An 18,101-nucleotide genomic window follows, 5' to 3' on the forward strand; every position below is an offset into this window, starting at 1 on the left:
TCCTCCTATCGAAAGGAAAAGCATCGTTTGGGGTTGTCTATTAAGAATTTATCTGCCAGAATCCTTCCGTCTAAGCCTGCTGCATCTGCTTCTTCCATGAATCTGGGAATCCACTTGTCTAATATAAATTTTAAACCGATTCCGTAGCTGTAATTCCTGTAATAGGATTTTCTGGCAAGATCATGGCTGATCAAAAGTTGATCTTCATATCCCCTTTTACACAGCTCCAAAATCACATGAATCCTTGCAGACTCCGGTGCATATTTTATTTTCCCAAGTCCGTCAAAGCTTAAAAATCCTCCGTGGGACAAAATTTTCTCATAATAATATAAATCCAGGTTTCGGTCCATATGACCAAAGGAAACGCGGCTGATGTCCACCTTTTCCCTCTCTAGAATCTCAATCTGCTCCAGCGCCATGGTTCCTGCCTCTGTATGAAGATGGACAGGGGCCTTTGTCTCATGATGGGCTGCCGCGATCGCAACAATGGTCTTGACCTCTAAGGGATTAATGCTGTTATAGCCTGTACCGGTTTTTACCTGCCCTGCTTTGTAAGAGGTCCCTTCCAGCCCTACTTCGACTTCACGGATCACGTGATCCGTCAGCTGATCAACGGTTGCCTGTTCCATCCACTCCTGATAAGTATGATAATTTCCTACAATAGGAATTAAATGCTCCGGCAGCTTTGCATCCCATAAAAAGGACTTGTTAAACCCTGCTGTTGCAATGATTTGAATATCCAGCTCTCTCGCCAGTTCTGCAACTCCGGAAACATTTCTTCCATAATCAATGGCAGTGGCATCCACAATGGTACGGCCGCCTAAATGCTTAAAATCCTGCATATCTCCTTTTGTTTTTTCAGAATCATCAAGAAGCAGGTCATCTGCATTTCTTTCCTTCCAATAAGGCGGTACACACAACAAATGTTCATGGGAATAAGTTATTCCCATTTCCTCCGGTGAAATATCACCGAAAATCGTTCTCACAAAACTCATGATAATTCCTCCTTTCTGTCCGTAAATGCTACGGGAAAGCATAGCCGTAAGTTTTATTGAAAAACTCCGGCTATGCAGGTAAAAATCATATTTTTTTAGAATAAGAAGCCGGCAATCAACCGGATAATCGGCCCAATGATAAACATATCGGAATCAGCAGCCCACATAACTACATCAGGAACAGTCGATGGAGCCAGGAATGTTACCATGACATACTGGCCGATTGCAATGACAGTTGCCGTAATCACACCTGCAAACAGCGCCCCTCTGATTCCGCCTGTTTTATTGCCAAAAACTCCTGCTGTTCCAGCATGGAAGAAAATAGCGATCATAGTGGGAACAAACACATAGCCTACGGTATTTCCTAAAACTACAAGCCAGATTAAGCTTGCCACAAATGCTCCCAGGAATCCGATAATAACCGCATTGGGCGCATAAGGATAAACAATAGGTGCATCAAGGGCAGGTACTGCACCTGGAACGATTTTTGTAGCGATACCCTTAAAGGCAGGTACCATTTCACCGATAAACATGCGGACTCCGAAAAGTACCACCGCAATACCGCCTGCAAATTGTAAACTGGTTAATATGGAGTATATGATGAAGCTTGTATCTCCTGAGGACGCAAGAATTTCTCTGGCACCCTCTGTATTTTTAATCATAAGAAGGATGGTACCAATGATGAACAAAACTGCCATCGTAATTCCGGTAACAATATTGGAATCCCTTAAAAATCCCCATTTATCAGAGATAACCAGGTCTTCTGTGCTCTTTTCCTTATTCCCTACATACTTTCCTGCCACTGCACCTAAAAATGCAACAGATGCTGACGTATGTCCCAGTGCCACACTGTCATTTCCCGTGATTTTTCTTAAGAAAGGCTGTGTCAAAGCAGGCTGTAATGTCCAGTAAACGCCCAATACAACTGATAAAAATGCAGTTACTGCAAATGTATTTGCATTGATATTCTGATCAAAAATGATTCCTGAGAAAATAAGAGAAGTCCAGAACATCATATGACCGGTTAAATAGATATACTTAAATTTTGTAACCCGTGCCAGAAGCACATTGATCAGAAATCCAAATGTCATAGAAAGGGTAACAACGGTGCCGAATCTTTGAACAAAGTCATTCTGTCCCATATATTTGCCAAGACTCTGTGCTTCCAGTCCAAACACCTCAGCCCACATGGGCTGGAAAACGTTCAAAGAGGAAACCACAATTCCTGAACCAATTCCGATAATCTGGAAACCGATAATCGCTTTAATCGTTCCCTGAACCGTCTGGCTGAATGACTTCTTTTGGAGAATTAACCCCAACATAACGATAATTCCTAATAAAAAGCCGGCATTCCCAAAAATATTAGTTGCAATCCAATTCACTACTGCCATACCTAAACCTCCTCCGTTTGTAATTAGAAAACATGGTTTTCCTTTAAAACTCTTTTAATTTCATCTTTGTCAATAAAATTATCAAGAATAATTACTTTTCCCCTCGGGTTTTGAAGGGACTGTGCAATTTCTTTTGTTGTAACAATGAAATCGCACGCTTCACCGCTTGCTGCAGAAGCATCGCTGTGCTCCACCTCCGCTTTCACTCCCTCTGCCTGAAACACATCCTCAATATTCATCCGAAGGATGAGGGATGATCCCATACCCAATCCACAAACTGCTAATACTTTCATCATTATAAATCCGCCTTTCTGCGAAAGGCACCAATGGGGTTATGAAACAGTTTTGCCCCTTAGTACTCTCGCTTGTTGTTTTTGTGTTATACTCCTTTTGCAGGCCGCTGGCATACTACAGAACCCGGGGAGGTGAGTGGCGGGGCTCTATAGCGGCAACCCCGTATCGTTATATGGTGTCGGCCGTCCGTTAAGGCATCAATGAATGGCGCTAACAAACAGCCCGTAAACTTATCTCTTCCGAAGTTGACTCGATTTCGCCGGACGGCCAGTCCCTGCCAGCACTGCTAATATTTTTGCAGGAGGTATTCTATGTTCAAAATCTTTCGTAAAATCTGTTGTGGTCTTGATGTCCACAAAACCTGGATTTATGCCTGTATCGGTATCACTGATACAAACGGACGGACCGATTATAAGCAAGCCCGCTTCTCTTCCTTTTCTAAAGGTCTTAGAGACTTAGCTGACTGGCTTGCTAAATATAACTGTTCTGAAGTCTGTATGGAATCTTCCGGTAAGTTTTGGATCCCGGTCTTTAACATCCTTGAAAAAACCTGTTTTGTTACACTTGCCCATCCCAAATACACCAAACCTCAGAAAGGCAATAAGACCGACCGAAAAGATGCCAAATGGATTTGTGACCTTTTCATGTGTGACATGATCAAACCCAGTTTTATTCCTTCCCCTGAAATCCGTCAGCTTCGTGACCTGATACGCTATCGCTTCAAGCTTACCAACATGCTGACCGGTGAAAAAAACCGGGCTCAGAACTGTCTTACTGTTTCCAACTTAAAACTTGATGATGTTTTCAGCGATGTTTTTGGTAAATCTTCCCGTTCCATTACCAATTACATGCTCGACCATCCGGGCAAAACGTTTGATGTTGCTCCCTTTGTCGATAGACGATGCAAGACCCCTGTTGAAGAAATACAGGCTGCCGTTGACGGTGCCATTTCCCCTGAGCAGGCTGTCAAGCTTCGTCAATGTCTCGCACACATCGATGAGCTTGAAGCCCACAAAAAGGAAATCGAGCAGGAAATACTTCTGCTTGTGGATCCCTTTTCTGCTGTTCTGGATTTGCTTTACACCATTCCCGGATTCGATAAAAATCCGATGACCGCTATTGCCATTCTCTCTGAGATTGGTCCCGACATGTCGGTGTTTGAGTCATCTAAGAATCTCGTCTCATGGGCTGGTTGCTGTCCACGCAATGACCAGAGTGCAGGAAAAGTGAAATCCACACGTATTTCCCGCGCCGGCTGTTATTTGAAACCTCTTCTTGTTCAGATTGCCAATGCACTTCTCAAATCCAAAAAGCATCCTGAATTCAAAGAAAGGTATCACAGAATCAAAACCCGCAGGGGACACAAAAAGGCTGTCATTGCTGTCTGCAAGATGCTCCTGACCGCTATCTGGAACATCTTAAGCAAGCTGGAGCCATATACCTCTGAAGGTTTTTTAGAGCATCGCCCTGTCAATGAATCCAAGATTCTGACAAGGTCACAGGCTCTGGAACTGTTCAGGAAAAGAGGTTACACAATCATTGATGATCCTGCTGTAACTGTTTAATCCTGATTCTATAATAGTAACTATTTTTTCATCCACTAATCGTGAATGGCTTGTTTGCTATACGCCATTTTATTGACTACCCACTACTTTTTAGTTTCAAACTTTTCGTCTCCTTTGCTTAATCATTGTTTATAATTGACATGGCCTCATCAGCTGTCATGCACTGATACAACCTTTCTATCACTTGTTCCTTTCCTAAAATTCCGGCAATTTTCGTCATAAATTCAAGATGTTCATTATCGCTGCTGGTTGCAAGTGCCATAATCAGCTTCACCGGATCATTGCTGCTTCCAAAAGGAACCGGGGTTTTAAGGGTAATTAAGGATATTCCTGATTGAATGACCCCATCCTCCGGCCTTGCATGAGGCATTGCAAAACCGGGTGCTATGGCAAAATAGGGACCGTTCTTTTCGAAGTTTTTCAGCATTGCATCAATATACTCCTGCCTGATATACCCCTCCTGAAGAAGCACCTGTCCGGCTTTTACAATTCCCTCCTGTGCGTCAGAGGCATCAAGCCTTAATGCTATACATTTTTCATTGATAATACTCATTTCATTCACCTACTTTAATTTTTTTATATAATCCAATAGCTGGCTTGGTGTTTCCACCTTTTTTTTATAGTTCAGAAAGGACTGGTTCTCACTTAATTCCATGAGAGCCGTCAGTGCTGTTGCATAATCATTGCCTGCAACATTACAGAAACTGATAACCGTATCAATCTCTTTCCCATTCTCAAATACTACCGGCTTTTTTAATGTAATCAGGCTGAATGCGGTCTTTTTCACATTATTTTTATTTCTGGCGTGAGGCAGGGCAATTCCATTGCCAATGGTGATATAAGAGCCGAACTCTTTGATATTATTGATCATATCTTCCACATAGGACTGCAGGACACAATCTGTCTCTACCAGAAGAGCGCCTGCCGCATCAATGGCTTCCTGCCAGTTTTTATAAGTTTGATTGACAAGGATCCTGCATTCCGGAAGATACTTTAATAAAATATCATATTTAGAATGTTTCAGATCTCTGATTCCATTTAATTCCTTTAGTTCTTTTTCTAAACGGGGGCGATTGGTTATCACTGCATTCTGCTCTATTAACTGCATCAAGGTGGATAAATCATTGCCCCCGCGGATCATTCCTGCTTTTATCAAAGCTTCTGCATCCTGCTCTGTAAGCAGCGGATTCACCTCCACCACGTTGCTGACTGTATTTATTTTTACAGGGACTGTTGATACGAATAAATCGATATTCTTATTATCCGCATACGTATCCAGCTTATAATAAGGAATCACATCTTCGATCACCACATCAAACTTCTGCATGATTTTATTTTTCACCATTTGAGCGGTTCCAAAGCCCAAACCACAGATAAGAACAATTCTGCGGACCCGTTTCTTCTGTTTGTGGACCTGGGAAATGATATTTTCAATCAGCAACGTGAAATATCCGATATCATCTTGTGAAAATTTCTTTTCCAGATAATTTTCAAGCCCTGCTAAACTTCTCTCAACATCATGAAATGCCTCCCCGTATTCTTCTTTTATGTCCTGAAGTATTGGATTCTGAATATAAATGTTTCTCCTTACCCTCTCCACAGCTGCATAGAAATGGTTGTATAACATGTCCAGTGCCTCGTTTAGGCTGTATTCATTTGCTATTGATTGAAAGGACTGGTTGGTGTATTTTTGCAGTAAATCAGAAACAAGTCGATGGATCCAGATCATACTTCCAATCAAGACATACTGGTCTTTTTCATTGCTTTCTATGGAATAACCTTTATTTAAAACAATGACAAATTTAAAAAATTCTTCACAGGGCAGTTTGATCTTCAGATGTTTCTCACAGGAAATACTGATAGCTTCTGCCAGCTTTCTCCCTTCCACTCCGACGTATTCTTTTGCATCTGCCAAAATGCAATGCCCGCTTCCTGTTCTGTAAAATACCAGAATCAGATTCAGCATAGCCAGTATATAGATTTCATCATTTTGAATCACCGGCATATATTCCCATATGGAGGAAAATAAAGCCTCTGCTTTCTGTTCTGATTGAAACTGGTTAAAAACCTCTCCGATCCATTCTCTTAAATAAGGATTGCAATTACGAAGAGAAAGCTTCTTATGTTTACTGTCCTGGCTGGAAAGACCGCAGTATTTATAAAGCACATCTATAAGTGCGGAACGGATTACTGTTTCACTTCCATTTAACTCAATCCCCATTCTCTTATGGTTTACTAATTCCAGTCCGTATTCCCCGCACTTTTCCTTAACAACTGCAAGGGATTTCTTAACTGTAGATTTACTCACATCCAGATAATCTGTAATTTCATCAATTGTATAGTGTAAATCAGCCAGATACCGAAAAATAATGGTCTCACAGCGGTCTTCCTTCGAAAGGTAATACAGTTCTTTTGTGATATGATCCATCGTAAACTTCATGGATAGAGGGGCATTTTTTAGATAGCATCTTTTGTTGTCTAGTACGAAACAGGCCTGTTGGGAGTTTTCGTTCAGAAAACTATTGATTAAGTCGACAGCATATTTAAAAGAACGTTCCGTATATCCAAATCTCTCTATTAACTCTCTGTAATTAAACCCATCTTTCGACGAATTTACCAAATAAAGAAGTTCGATTTCGCGCTTTCCGATTTGAAACATAGCTTAGCTCCATTCTTTTAATAACCACTAGTTAATTTTATAATATAGGATCGTAATTTTAAAGTAAAGGTCATCCTTGTGCCGTGTTTTTTACAACAAATACCCCAAATAAAATATCGTATCCCTCATTTTTTTAGTAATTCTATCCTGGACTTTTAAACAACTTTCCTCCTGTATATATTCTTTTCCCATGGATCATAAATATACATGTTCCACGCTTCGGTGCAATAATTTAAAAGTTTAATCTCTTCTCTCACAAAACTGCCGCCCGGTCAGTCCGCAGGCACTTGCCAGTAAAAGTACCAGCCAATGGGAAAAGGGAGAATCATATTAAAAATTCTAAGGGGAAGGTAATCACAGAACTGATTGCAGAGGTGCAATCGGATGAGAATGTGGGGAAAGAATACCGTAACCGTCATGTCAATCCCCGCCGGGTGGCTGGTTAAAACATCCGCGCCACATAAGATGACAGGCTTCGTGAAAGAGCAGGTGAATGAAATACCCCAGGACACAAATGTGGCGCCAGCGGTGCCAGGTACCATTATACGAATAAAACAAAAGCAATGAATGATTACTTATTTTTCAGATATTCACAAATGTCATCTATGTTTATATCTTTCTCATCCATATTTTCGGTTAAGTCCTCTATTAAATCCTTTGCCAGATGAAATTCCTTTTTATCCGCCAGAAAAATTCTGGCTCTGGGGCGAGGAACCATACCTTGAGGGCCGGCACCTGTAATGTAGTTAATAATGACGATTATATCTTTTAAATTGTCATTATTAACATCACGAAATCCTACAGACTCTACACTGTCAAAAAGACCTGCATAAGTATCAGTTTTGTTATTTTCACAATAGTAAGGGAATGAATAAATAACCTTGCTGTCTTTCATCAGATAGAATGAAACATCTTCAAAATCATCACCAGCTTCAGGACCATATGAAATAAACTTAACATCACCCCAGTCAAACAATTCAACATCAAAAGATTGATCTGGTATGATTCGTTTTTCGTCCAGAGATAATTCTGATTGAGAAACTCCGCTTGGAGATTCAGCTTTTATCTGACCACCTTCAGAAGTTACAATAACCGGATTCAGCTGGTCAGCCTTTGATTTCTGGCAGCCTGCCAGTAAACAGCCACACAGCAATGCCGCTGCAAATAACATCATCTTTTTTTTCATCTGCAACCCCCTTATAACTTTTTGATATTTGTATTCAGTCCGCATTAATATACTAACACCAGATGTCTAAAATAGCATTATGATTTTATATATAACATTAAAATACCGATTAAAGTATTTCATTTGACGCTCACGAAAGAGACGATAGAGTATAATTCTATCGTCTTATCTTAACAGTATTGATTTGGGGTATCGAATATTACCAAGCATAAATACTCGCTTGACAGTTAATCTCCGTAAGCCTCTCTATGTAATATTGAGTATTAATAATAAACCACAATTGGGTACTGAATCTCATAATCGTCCAAATGGATAAACCTTTAAGATCATACTCTTCTACCAATCCGGCTCTAGAGTCAAAACTTCTGGCATCTTTAAACCATACTAAATGCAGAGACCCATTGCTATCCGAATGGAAGAAGTATGGTGACTGTGCTTCTTCATTAAATTGAATTGTTATACCATTATCCGCTGCAATTTCTACCGCACGGTCAGAACTTATAGCAGCGGCTTCTGTGACGCCGGGAACATAAGGAAGTTCCCAATCATAACCTAGAGTGGTGATTCCAAATAAAATTTTTTCAGGGGGAATGATACTAACTGCATAACCTAACAATTCTCTTAAAATGTTAACCGGAAAAATTGAGTTTGGATAACTATATGACAATGCCCAATCATAAGATGAAAATATAATTCCATCTACAGATTCAGTAAATTTTCCATAATCTATTTTTTCAAAACTGACATTTGGGGCTTCAATATTCGCAATAGGCGTAATAGTAATAAGTATCTTGTAACCCTCTGAATGAAATATCGCAGAGACTCTTTTCAAATATTCTGCAAAGCTATTTATGTTCTCATAAGTGATGTTTTCAACATATATATTAATACCACAAAAACCTTTCGCTTTCATTATCTTAAGAGCGTTATCAATTACACGATCCTGCACAGAAGGATTATTTAAAATATTATAGGTCACTTCCGGGTTGATTAATCCATCTTCCGACAAAGTGGAAACAAACATCATGGGTGCGACACCATAAGTTTTAGCCAGATCGACGAGTTCGGTATCATCGGCTCTGAAGATAATTTCTCCTTCATTTGTAGCCCTATAATTGAATATAGACAGATACGTTAAAAAAGGAAGCGTTTTTATTAAAATAGGGGTATCTATATAAGAAAAGGCATAACCTATGGTTGTAATTGTTCTTGTTTTATTCGTTTGATACCTTATAACTATCGTTTCACCTACGTACAGAAATTCTCTGTCGGAAAGATATGGATTATTTCTTAGTAGCTCCATTGTCGTAGTACCATGCTGCTCCGCAATACTCTCCAAAGTATCACCGGCCTTGACGGTATAAAGTGTTTCAGGCTGAACAATCACAATCGTTTGGCCTATTGCCAAGTTACCAGGATTTGTCAATCCGTTTTCCAATATTAATCTATCAACAGGGATGTTATAATACTCTGATATTGAATAGATGGTATCGCCGGGTTGTACAGCATGTATGATCATGGCTTACCTCCGCTGATCTTATTAATTCTATTATATGCTGCCCTTACGTGTTCATAACATTATGTCATAAATAACCATATGTATCTCATCGTATGACTTTATATAGCATTGTTCAGCTTTGGATGCATGTAATAATTAATATTGCAAATCAAAGCCTTCTGCCAACCGGACTGCATAAGTTTCTCCGGCATTCTCTAATGCCGGAAGCATATAGCATTCGTTATAGCGAATTACCGGAAGCCTGTCATAAGCCCTCATGCTCATATGCTTCAAAGTTTCCTCCATATAGTGAAGGCATTCTACTGCTCGCTTCATATCCTGCGTTTAGAATTCCTTTGATTACCCTGTCTTTTGCAGCTGCTGTAAGTCCATTTCTATTCGGGGATGACCATACTACTATAATTGCATAATCACATACCTCCTTATAATCCACGTCCAAGTTCATATGCCTGGTTCGGATAATCCGTATTCTCAATATCAGACCGGCAACGACAAGCGTAAGCCAGAATCTTACCGCAGTCCTGCCAGCCAAGGTTCGCCTTTTTTCCCTTCCCTCGAATCAGGTTATTAATACCATGATAACGGTCTATAAATTCTCTGCCATTAATGCCGATGTACCGTCCTTATGAGGACTACCGGTTAAAACAACTATTTTCATACCTTTTAACCTCCATTGACTTTTTATACTCATTTTATCATTTACATGATACATCAACAAGTACGCACCTTTAGAACATATACTCTACTTAAGTATAGTATAAGGAGGTGCTGGACCAATGCAGCTATACCCAAGCATGCCAAAAAACAGGAAGGAACTCCTATCTCGTTCCTTCCTGTTTTTTTGCCTCTATCCCCCGATTCTGGATTCCAACCCAATCTTCAACGCATATTGGTGATATTCCTCTAAATCTTCTTCATGAAGCATTTTATCAGTCATCTGGTAAGCTCTTCCCAATTTCTCGTATTTTGCTTTTCCAAGTGTATGATAAGGAAGAAGGTTTACGTTTTTAACTCCCAGCTGCTGTAGGTATCCCAAAGTTTCTTTTATTAATGCAGAATCAAAGTTGAATCCTGGAATAATCGGCATGCGCACAGTTAACTTATCCGGACACATCTCTACCAGATATAGCAGGTTTTCTTTAATCTGTCTCCCATTTCCTCCTGTAACCCTTTTAAGTACTTCGTCATCCAGATGTTTAAAATCGTAGAGAAAATGGTCGATATAGGGTTCAGCAGCCTGCAGGGCTTTTAAAGAATAATTCCCCGTAGTTTCTACCGCCGTATTTAGGCCCCTTTCCTTACTTGCTCTGAGGATGGCAATCAGCCCCTCCAGCTGTACAAAGGGCTCCCCTCCGCTGACTGTGATTCCCCCTCCGTCGGAATTATCATAGTAATCCTTATCCTTCATCACTTCTTCCATGATGAAATCCAATTCCATATCTTTTCCATGAAATTCAAGTGCATCCTGCATACAGTTTTTCTCACAAGCCAGACAATCGGTACATAGGGTGCTGTTATAATTGAATTTCCCGTTGTCATCAAAGGTAATAGCCTTAGTCTGGCATCCCTTTTCGCATGAACGGCATCCGATACACTTCGACTCGTTGTATAAGAGTTCCGGATAAGATGTCTGTGTCTCTGGATTGGCGCACCATGGACAGTACATGGAGCATCCTTTTAAGAAAACGGTGGTGCGGATCCCAGGTCCGTCATGGGTCGCAAACCGTTCCATATTGGTTACTCTAATCATACAATGCCCTGCTCAGCAATTCTTCCTGGATATCCTTTGTCAGATTCACAAAGACCGCACTGTAACCGGCCACTCGGACAATTAAATCCGGGTAATTCTCCGGATTCTTTTGGGCAGCCTCAAGAACGCCATAATCCACAACCGTTACCATGAGCTGGCAGCCTCCTTTTTTAAAATATGTATCAAATAACATTTTGACTTTTTTTCGGTCTTTATTGAACATACGGGGCGTAAATTTGATATTCTGCACGCTTCCCCCATGATATTTTGCCTGGAATTTAACCAGGGAATTCAAGCAGGCGGTAGGTCCGTTTTTTGCCGCTCCGCCCTGGGGATTATTAGCTGGATTTAAGTAAATACCTGTTTTTCTCCCGTCCAGGCTGGCAAATGTATCATGACCCCAATCTGTATTTGTCTGGTTATTTGAAATTACAATCAGAAAATATCCCATGCCATAATCAATCCCCTTCTGACGGATCCCTTTTGCTACAAATTCAAATAAATCATTTGCGAGATTATCGCATTCCGTTTTGTCATTGCCGTATTTATCCTGATCCAATAAATCTTTTCGAATCCTCTCATATCCTTCAAAATTGGCAAGCTGTGCCTGGTGCAATTCACAGAGACTATATTTTTTATCAATATATACCAGCTTTTTAATCGCCCAGAGCGAATCGCTGGAATTGATGTTTCCGTATGTTTCATTGGTTCCGCCAAGGATTTCCACTCCTCCGTCCAGCACTGCCTTCCCTCGATTGATACAATCATCCATCAAAACAGAAGTAAACAGAAAGGAGACTTTTTCATTCATGATCTCATAAGAACGGTATTGAGCCTGTATGCTTAAATCAAAGTAATAATTTAACAACTCCTTATATTTATCAAACAGTTCGTCAAAGGTTTTGAAGTGGGAACATTCCGGAATCTCTAAGGGTCCGCTTTTTCGTTTCCCATCCATAGGGTCTGTTCCGCCGTTTAAGGTGATATTTAAGATTTTTAATAAGTTTAATAAAATATTCGGTGTTCCAACGCTCTTACCCTGAATGACAAATTCTCCGCATCCAAATGGTACGTACTGTTCTGCTATTTCCCGTTTCACACGCATGGAATACATAACTGCGGGGACATTCACATCATCATTGTATAAAGTAGGGTAGGTAGCGCCGCTTCCGATACAATCATAGGCCATATCCATAAGGGATTCTGGGGTGTCTTTGCTAAAGCGCAGGGTAAACTGGGGCTCCACATAACGTGTGTCCTTGCACACCCTCATACAGATATGGGCAAATGTATCTGCTTCTTTCGGATGTTCCCGTCCTACACCGCCTACAATAATACGTCCGTTAACCGTGGTACGCCTGTTCTCAATCATCTTCCACAGGGATTTTAAATACCGGTAGGACTCTTCTTCGTCTATAATGCCATGATCCAGATCATGCTGTAAAAATGGTCCTAACACGTCATCCAGCCGCCCATAGTTAATTACTCCTGCACAAAGGGCGTAAATCCAAAACAGCTGCAAAGCCTGGTGGAACGTGTGTGGTTTATTCTTCTTAATATACCGCAAGTCATTTTCCATTAGTTCCAAATCCTTCAAACGGGACCGGTCCGCACCGTTTCTTGCTTCTCTCACCAGTTCCGTCTGACGTTCCATTACCTCCTGCAAAAGACAAAGGCTTTCATAACTGCATTCCAGAAATTCATTCTGTTCTTTTGAACTGATCAGTTCTTTTAGGCCTTCCACTCCATATTCCATCAGCTTTTTATAATTCAACATCATTCCCGACAACCTGGCTGTTGCCATCAAAGGAAAGGAGCAATCAATAAACCTTCCGACTGTGTCCTCTGTCAATACCTCCTGACAGTAAATTGCCTTCGTATCATGATCCTGCCAATAATCGTAAAGCGTATCAACTCTTGCTTTTTCCTCGCCGTACAACAGCGTTTCTTTAAATGCCCTCAGCTTATGAAATACGCAGTAATGGCCTACGCCACCAATACTAGTCACACTGCCAAAGCCAATGGGTAAAAAATCAAGTCTGCCTGCCAGCAGATCATCATATTCAATCGAACGGAACAGCACCGGATATATTGTTTTCAGGCAATTAATCTCTCTTCTCGCCTTATCCAGACCCTCACTGTTTCTATGCGCCTCTGTATAGGCTTCCATAATAGCCAACTGCTCCCGTGGTGTTTTTTCACATGGGATTGGGATTGACACCTCTACGTTCTGAGCGCCGTCAATGTTAATTTTCTTTTTCACTTACGAGTCTCCTCCTCTATCTGATATTACCTGATAAATCACTTATGTTCCTTAGCTTTTCTCTTACTGCCCCATTCTGCATTCCTGCTCCGGTCCTGCACTTTTAGTGAAAAAAAGAGGGCGCTTAACTGCGTCCCCTCTTCTTAATGTATTCTAACTGAGACAAACGGTAAAATTATCCGGTGCCTCACCTGTGTCAGGGAGACGATTGACATACACGTTTGTAAAATCTTCCAGACTTGCCCACGAGAACATGGCCTTAATATGATACTTGGAGTCATCGATCAGGAGATGGTTGTTCTGGCTCTTCTTCATGATCTCCTTTTTCATCGTCCCGATCTCCATATCGAAAATGTAAACTTCACCGCTTTCCATATTAACCCCATTGGTACTGAAAAAAGCATGGTCAAAATTAAAATTCCGAATCATATCCACTGCCATGGATCCTGAACTCAAATCATAATCTGGTGAAAAACGACCACCCAGCAGATAGATATCTCCCTTGTACGTAATGGGAATCTTCTTAATCAGATAAATGCTTGGGGTTACAATCTTTACATGGTGCGCCAGCAGCTGCGGCAGCAGGTACACAGGGGTAGTGCCGGAGTCCACATAAACGCAGTCCCCGTCCTTTACATTCGTGACAGCCCGCTGGCAGACAATCTCCTTTGCCTCCGCACACAGGCTCTCCTTGTTCACGGTAGGAACTTCGTTGAATACCGTCAGTGTTGAAGATACCTCTCTGCACATAGCTCCTCCCCGTTCCCTGCTGACCAGCCCCTGTTCCTCCAGTTCAATCAAATCCCTCGTTACCGTGGATTTTGATACATTTAACTGTTCCATCAGTTCCTTTATGGTTACAAAAGACTGTTCTTTTACGATACTCATGATATGATAAAGCCTTTGCTGTGATAGCATAACGTCACCTCCTTCGCCATTATCATATCAGAGGAGGAAATCATATGTCAATCTATCATTCTTTCGATCGATCTTAACCGATGTAATGACTCCATTCCGGGTTATCCTTGCCGCAGTTGATACATTTAGTTTCGTTTTAATTTAAGACGCTTTAAAGTTATACAGACAATTGCAGTCACCACAGTTCCCGCAGCCATACAGATCAGTCCCATAAACGGCTTGTTCACTGCACCCAGTATCAGCACAATGGGACCGCCATGAGCAACAGAATCTGTAATGCCGAATAAGAATCCCATCGTACATGCCACTACAGATCCAATCATATTGGCCGGAATGACGGCCAGCGGATCACCCGCTGCAAACGGGATAGCTCCCTCGGAAATCCCCACCAGGCCCATGGCCAGAGCCGCCTTGCCGTTGGCAGTCTCCTCAGGAAGAAACAGCTGGTGCTTACGGTCTAAGAATGTAGCCAGTGCCATGCCCAACGGTGCAACCGGAATCGCCATAGCCTGTGCTCCCATGAACTGAGGCTGTCCTTCGGCAATTAAACCAACCGAGAACATGAATGCTACCTTGCCAAAGGGACCGCCCATGTCAAAGCCCTGCATCAGACCGATTGTGATGCCAAGCAAAATCATACTTCCGGCAGACATGCTTTCCAGCATGGCGTAAAGAGCGGTCATCAGGGATGAAATGGGTGCTCCGATAATAAATATAAATACAAATGCAATAAACAAAGATCCAATAATAGGAATAATCATGATCGGAACCAATGGCCTGATCATCTCCGGCCAACGAAGCTTCTTCATCCACTTTACAAAGTATCCGGTCAGAAATCCAGCCACAATGGCTCCGATAAAGCCGGTTCCGGCTGACGCTCCGTAGAAAGAACCGTTGTTGGCAATCCAGCCGCCAATCATACCAGGAGCCAGAGCCGCTCTGTCACCAATAGCATATGCTATGTAGCCGGCGAGAATCGGGATCATCAAAGTAAATCCGGCGCTTCCCACTGCAGAAATCTGATTCCAGAAGCTGCCTTCGGGGATCACAAGACCCTGGGGTGTGGGCTTTCCTCCCACTGCAAGTGCGACCGCAATCAGCAGACCACCGATTACCACAAACGGGATCATAAAGGAGACGCCGTTCATCAACGCCTTATAGAACATCTTTCCACTAAGCGCACCCACTGGCTCTTCTGCCTTCCTGCTAACTGACGGAACACGCTCTGTGGAGTTCCCGGCAAAAAGCGGGGCTTTTCCATCCAGAACCCTTCGGATCAGTTCTTTCGGATGGTCGATTCCTTCCTTCACAGTGGCGGTAACTACCTGTTTTCCACGGAAACGTTCCATGTCCGTCTCCTTGTCGCTGGCAATGATAATTCCCTCAGCTCTTTCAATCTCTTCCCTGGTGGGAACATTTTCCGTGCCGATGGAGCCGTTTGTTTCCACTTTTATGGATACTCCCATCTCCTCAGCAGCTTTCGCCAACGCTTTCGCTGCCAGATACGTATGAGCGACTCCAACCGTACAGCCGGTCACCCCGATTAAAAACCGTTCTGACCCTTTGTTCTCTGTCCGTGTCTCCTCTGTGCTAAGTACTGCAAGAATATCTTCCGGCCGTTTTGCCTCCTTTAGATAATCCAGGCAATCGCAATCCAGCAAACGGGAAGTAATACCGCTTAACAGTGTAATATGCGTGTCGTCCGCATTGTTTGGCATCGCGATAAGAAAAATGATATGGCTTGGCGAGCTCCCCTCTTCAAACCTGATTCCCCGTTTGGATATTCCGATTGCCACCGCCGGTCTCAGTACTGCATCCGATTTTCCGTGAGGCAATGCCACTCCGTTCTCCAGATTAGTGGGTACCTGTGCCTCTCGTTCCAATACATTCTGAATATAGTTGGCTTTGTCCTTCAGTACATGTTCCTTATAGAGAAGTTCCGCCAACTCCTCTATCGCCGCATTTTTATCCTCTGCCTGCATGTTAACCTTGATCAGCTTAGGCGAGAGAAACTTTGTTATATCCCCCATTTTGATTCCTCCTGATTATAATAATTTTCTGCGGTTTCGTATCTTTCTATGTATCATGTTCCGGCTCCACCCATTCAATACTGCTGTTCGTACCTCCTTTGCTCGAATTCAGGTGCCACTTCCCCGCCGTATTCAATAAATCAACTATAACACTGTTTTGATTTATTGTCAATCATTTTGATTCATATTGATTCATTTTAGTTCTTTGCGATTCACGGCGTAAAGATTCTCTTTTTTTATGCAAAATAAAAGAGAACGGTCACCACGCCGTTCTCTATTTTAATCTTTTAAGACATAAACAGTCCGATCACTAATTCCCCTGCCTCTGACATACATATCCGTAAAGCGGCGGATTTGCTGCGCATGACACAAGACTCAGTGTATGCGGTACTGTTAAAAAAATTAGAATCCACTGACCCCTGCCATGCTTTTGCACCTTATATAATGCTATATTATAGGGCCCCATCTCCCGAAATGCTGTCATACTTTAAGACTGCGGCTAAAAATACCAACGCCAGGCCCTGCCCCCAGCCCTGAATCCATTTTTTCGAAACATTCCGGTACCCATCCCGGTCCTTCATAACTGCAGTCCCGCCAGAAACACCGGTCACACTTCCGTCAGGGGCCACATGTGATAACACTCCGTCAATGGACTTTTCGATATATTTAATATAAAGAGGATTTTTCTTTAAGACCATGGCCGCTGCGATTCCGGCAGATGCGGATACCTCCTCATAGGATTCCTCATCGTCTAAAATAGTCCTCCACAGACCATGATCTGTCTGCAAAAATTTAATAGCTGAGAGCTGTTCATTTAAGCTTCCAACGATTTCCAAGTATTGGGGATAAAGGTAGCATTCCGGTAAAATGAGTCCTGCCATGCTCATAGTATAAGCCGCCCAGCAATTAGCCCTTCCCCAGTAAAAGCCTGACATATGGTCTTTTGTTATATGATTATAGCCGTGATACCACAATCCTGTGTCCTCATCCTGAAGATATTGAATATGCCAGTAGTACTGATTCAGCGCATCTTCTATTAGAGCCGCCTCCTTTGTCATAACGCCTACCCTTAAGAGGAAAAACGCAGCCATGAATAAGGTGTCAGCCCAACATTGCTCCGGAAAATCATTGATTGCTGAAACCGTATGCTGCAACACATAGTCTCCAAAGCGGAGAGCATCCTTCCTTAAATACTCCGCCTTGGACTTTATAATATCCATATATTTTTCTTCCCCTGTAGCCTCATACAAAGTAATCAGGCAATGTCCCATGGCGCAGGTGTTTACCGTCCACCTTGGGAGTCCCAGCTCGATCAGCTCATCCACCCTTTCTTTAAGGAATCTCAGATAGTCTTCTTTTTTCGTTACCTCATAGGCCTCGGAAAGGCCATAGTATGCTACACCGCAGGGCCAGTCCCATGACATATCCATACGTTTGGTTCGCTCCAGAATGCGGTCCATTGCCTCCCCGATCCTCGTCCTGTCATAATGAATCTTACCCATATCTTAATCCTCCATCTTTATCAAACACC

General features: G+C 42.1%; 15 protein-coding genes. 2 read left to right on the plus strand and 13 right to left on the minus strand.

Going from position 1 to position 18,101, the window contains the following annotated elements:
* Positions 1–5 precede the first annotated feature (5 nt).
* The 3 genes from H171_RS11600 to H171_RS11610 form a co-directional block, all read right to left on the minus strand.
* Entirely contained in the window at positions 6–995 is a 990-nt protein-coding gene (locus tag H171_RS11600; RefSeq protein WP_100305289.1) for a phosphotriesterase family protein, read from the minus strand.
* A 95-nt stretch (positions 996–1,090) separates the two neighbouring features.
* Positions 1,091–2,386 (minus strand): PTS ascorbate transporter subunit IIC, encoded by a 1,296-nt coding sequence (locus tag H171_RS11605; protein ID WP_100305290.1) that lies wholly within the window; start codon positions 2,384–2,386, stop codon positions 1,091–1,093.
* Positions 2,387–2,409: 23 nt separating this feature from the next.
* Positions 2,410–2,682, minus strand: coding sequence for a PTS sugar transporter subunit IIB (locus tag H171_RS11610; RefSeq protein ID WP_208981556.1), 273 nt, complete (start codon positions 2,680–2,682; stop codon positions 2,410–2,412).
* A gap of 309 nt (positions 2,683–2,991) precedes the next feature.
* On the opposite strand from H171_RS11610, the gene H171_RS11615 reads away from it, so the two are divergent.
* Positions 2,992–4,245, plus strand: coding sequence for an IS110 family RNA-guided transposase (locus H171_RS11615; protein WP_100305291.1), 1,254 nt, complete (start codon positions 2,992–2,994; stop codon positions 4,243–4,245).
* Positions 4,246–4,363: 118 nt separating this feature from the next.
* Here H171_RS11615 and H171_RS11620 read toward each other — a convergent pair whose 3' ends face one another.
* Both H171_RS11620 and H171_RS11625 read right to left on the minus strand, forming a co-directional pair.
* The gene (locus H171_RS11620) at positions 4,364–4,798 is read right to left on the minus strand and encodes a PTS sugar transporter subunit IIA (protein WP_100305292.1); all 435 of its coding nucleotides are present in this window, start codon (positions 4,796–4,798) and stop codon (positions 4,364–4,366) included.
* Positions 4,799–4,807: 9 nt separating this feature from the next.
* On the minus strand, positions 4,808–6,673 hold the full coding sequence (locus tag H171_RS11625; RefSeq protein WP_166433614.1) for a BglG family transcription antiterminator: 1,866 nt from the start codon (positions 6,671–6,673) through the stop codon (positions 4,808–4,810).
* Positions 6,674–7,191: 518 nt separating this feature from the next.
* Here H171_RS11625 and H171_RS24170 point away from each other — a divergent pair.
* Entirely contained in the window at positions 7,192–7,350 is a 159-nt protein-coding gene (locus H171_RS24170) for a hypothetical protein (protein WP_157803153.1), read from the plus strand.
* A 125-nt stretch (positions 7,351–7,475) separates the two neighbouring features.
* Here the strand turns inward: H171_RS24170 and H171_RS11635 are convergent, their stop codons facing one another.
* From H171_RS11635 to H171_RS11675, 8 genes are all read right to left on the minus strand, one after another.
* Entirely contained in the window at positions 7,476–8,090 is a 615-nt protein-coding gene (locus H171_RS11635; protein WP_100305295.1) for a hypothetical protein, read from the minus strand.
* 199 nt (positions 8,091–8,289) lie between these two features.
* Positions 8,290–9,609: a LysM peptidoglycan-binding domain-containing protein gene (locus H171_RS11640; protein WP_100305296.1), complete on the minus strand. Its 1,320-nt coding sequence runs from the start codon at positions 9,607–9,609 to the stop codon at positions 8,290–8,292.
* 135 nt (positions 9,610–9,744) lie between these two features.
* On the minus strand, positions 9,745–9,924 hold the full coding sequence (locus H171_RS24440) for a hypothetical protein (RefSeq protein ID WP_207655188.1): 180 nt from the start codon (positions 9,922–9,924) through the stop codon (positions 9,745–9,747).
* Positions 9,925–10,456: 532 nt separating this feature from the next.
* A complete protein-coding gene (locus H171_RS11655; RefSeq protein WP_100305297.1) occupies positions 10,457–11,359 on the minus strand; it encodes a glycyl-radical enzyme activating protein in 903 nt (300 codons plus the stop codon).
* Complete coding sequence (locus tag H171_RS11660; RefSeq protein ID WP_100305298.1) at positions 11,352–13,622, minus strand: pyruvate formate lyase family protein; 2,271 nt, start codon at positions 13,620–13,622, stop codon at positions 11,352–11,354. Before H171_RS11660 ends, H171_RS11655 begins: the two co-directional genes overlap by 8 nt.
* A 153-nt stretch (positions 13,623–13,775) precedes the next feature.
* On the minus strand, positions 13,776–14,540 hold the full coding sequence (locus tag H171_RS11665; RefSeq protein WP_100305299.1) for a DeoR/GlpR family DNA-binding transcription regulator: 765 nt from the start codon (positions 14,538–14,540) through the stop codon (positions 13,776–13,778).
* Between the two features lie 125 nt (positions 14,541–14,665).
* Positions 14,666–16,570: a PTS fructose transporter subunit IIABC gene (locus H171_RS11670; protein ID WP_100305300.1), complete on the minus strand. Its 1,905-nt coding sequence runs from the start codon at positions 16,568–16,570 to the stop codon at positions 14,666–14,668.
* A gap of 452 nt (positions 16,571–17,022) precedes the next feature.
* Positions 17,023–18,072 (minus strand): glycoside hydrolase family 88/105 protein, encoded by a 1,050-nt coding sequence (locus tag H171_RS11675; RefSeq protein WP_100305301.1) that lies wholly within the window; start codon positions 18,070–18,072, stop codon positions 17,023–17,025.
* Positions 18,073–18,101 lie beyond the last annotated feature (29 nt).

Source organism: [Clostridium] celerecrescens 18A, from assembly GCF_002797975.1.
Lineage (GTDB): Bacteria > Bacillota > Clostridia > Lachnospirales > Lachnospiraceae > Lacrimispora > Lacrimispora celerecrescens.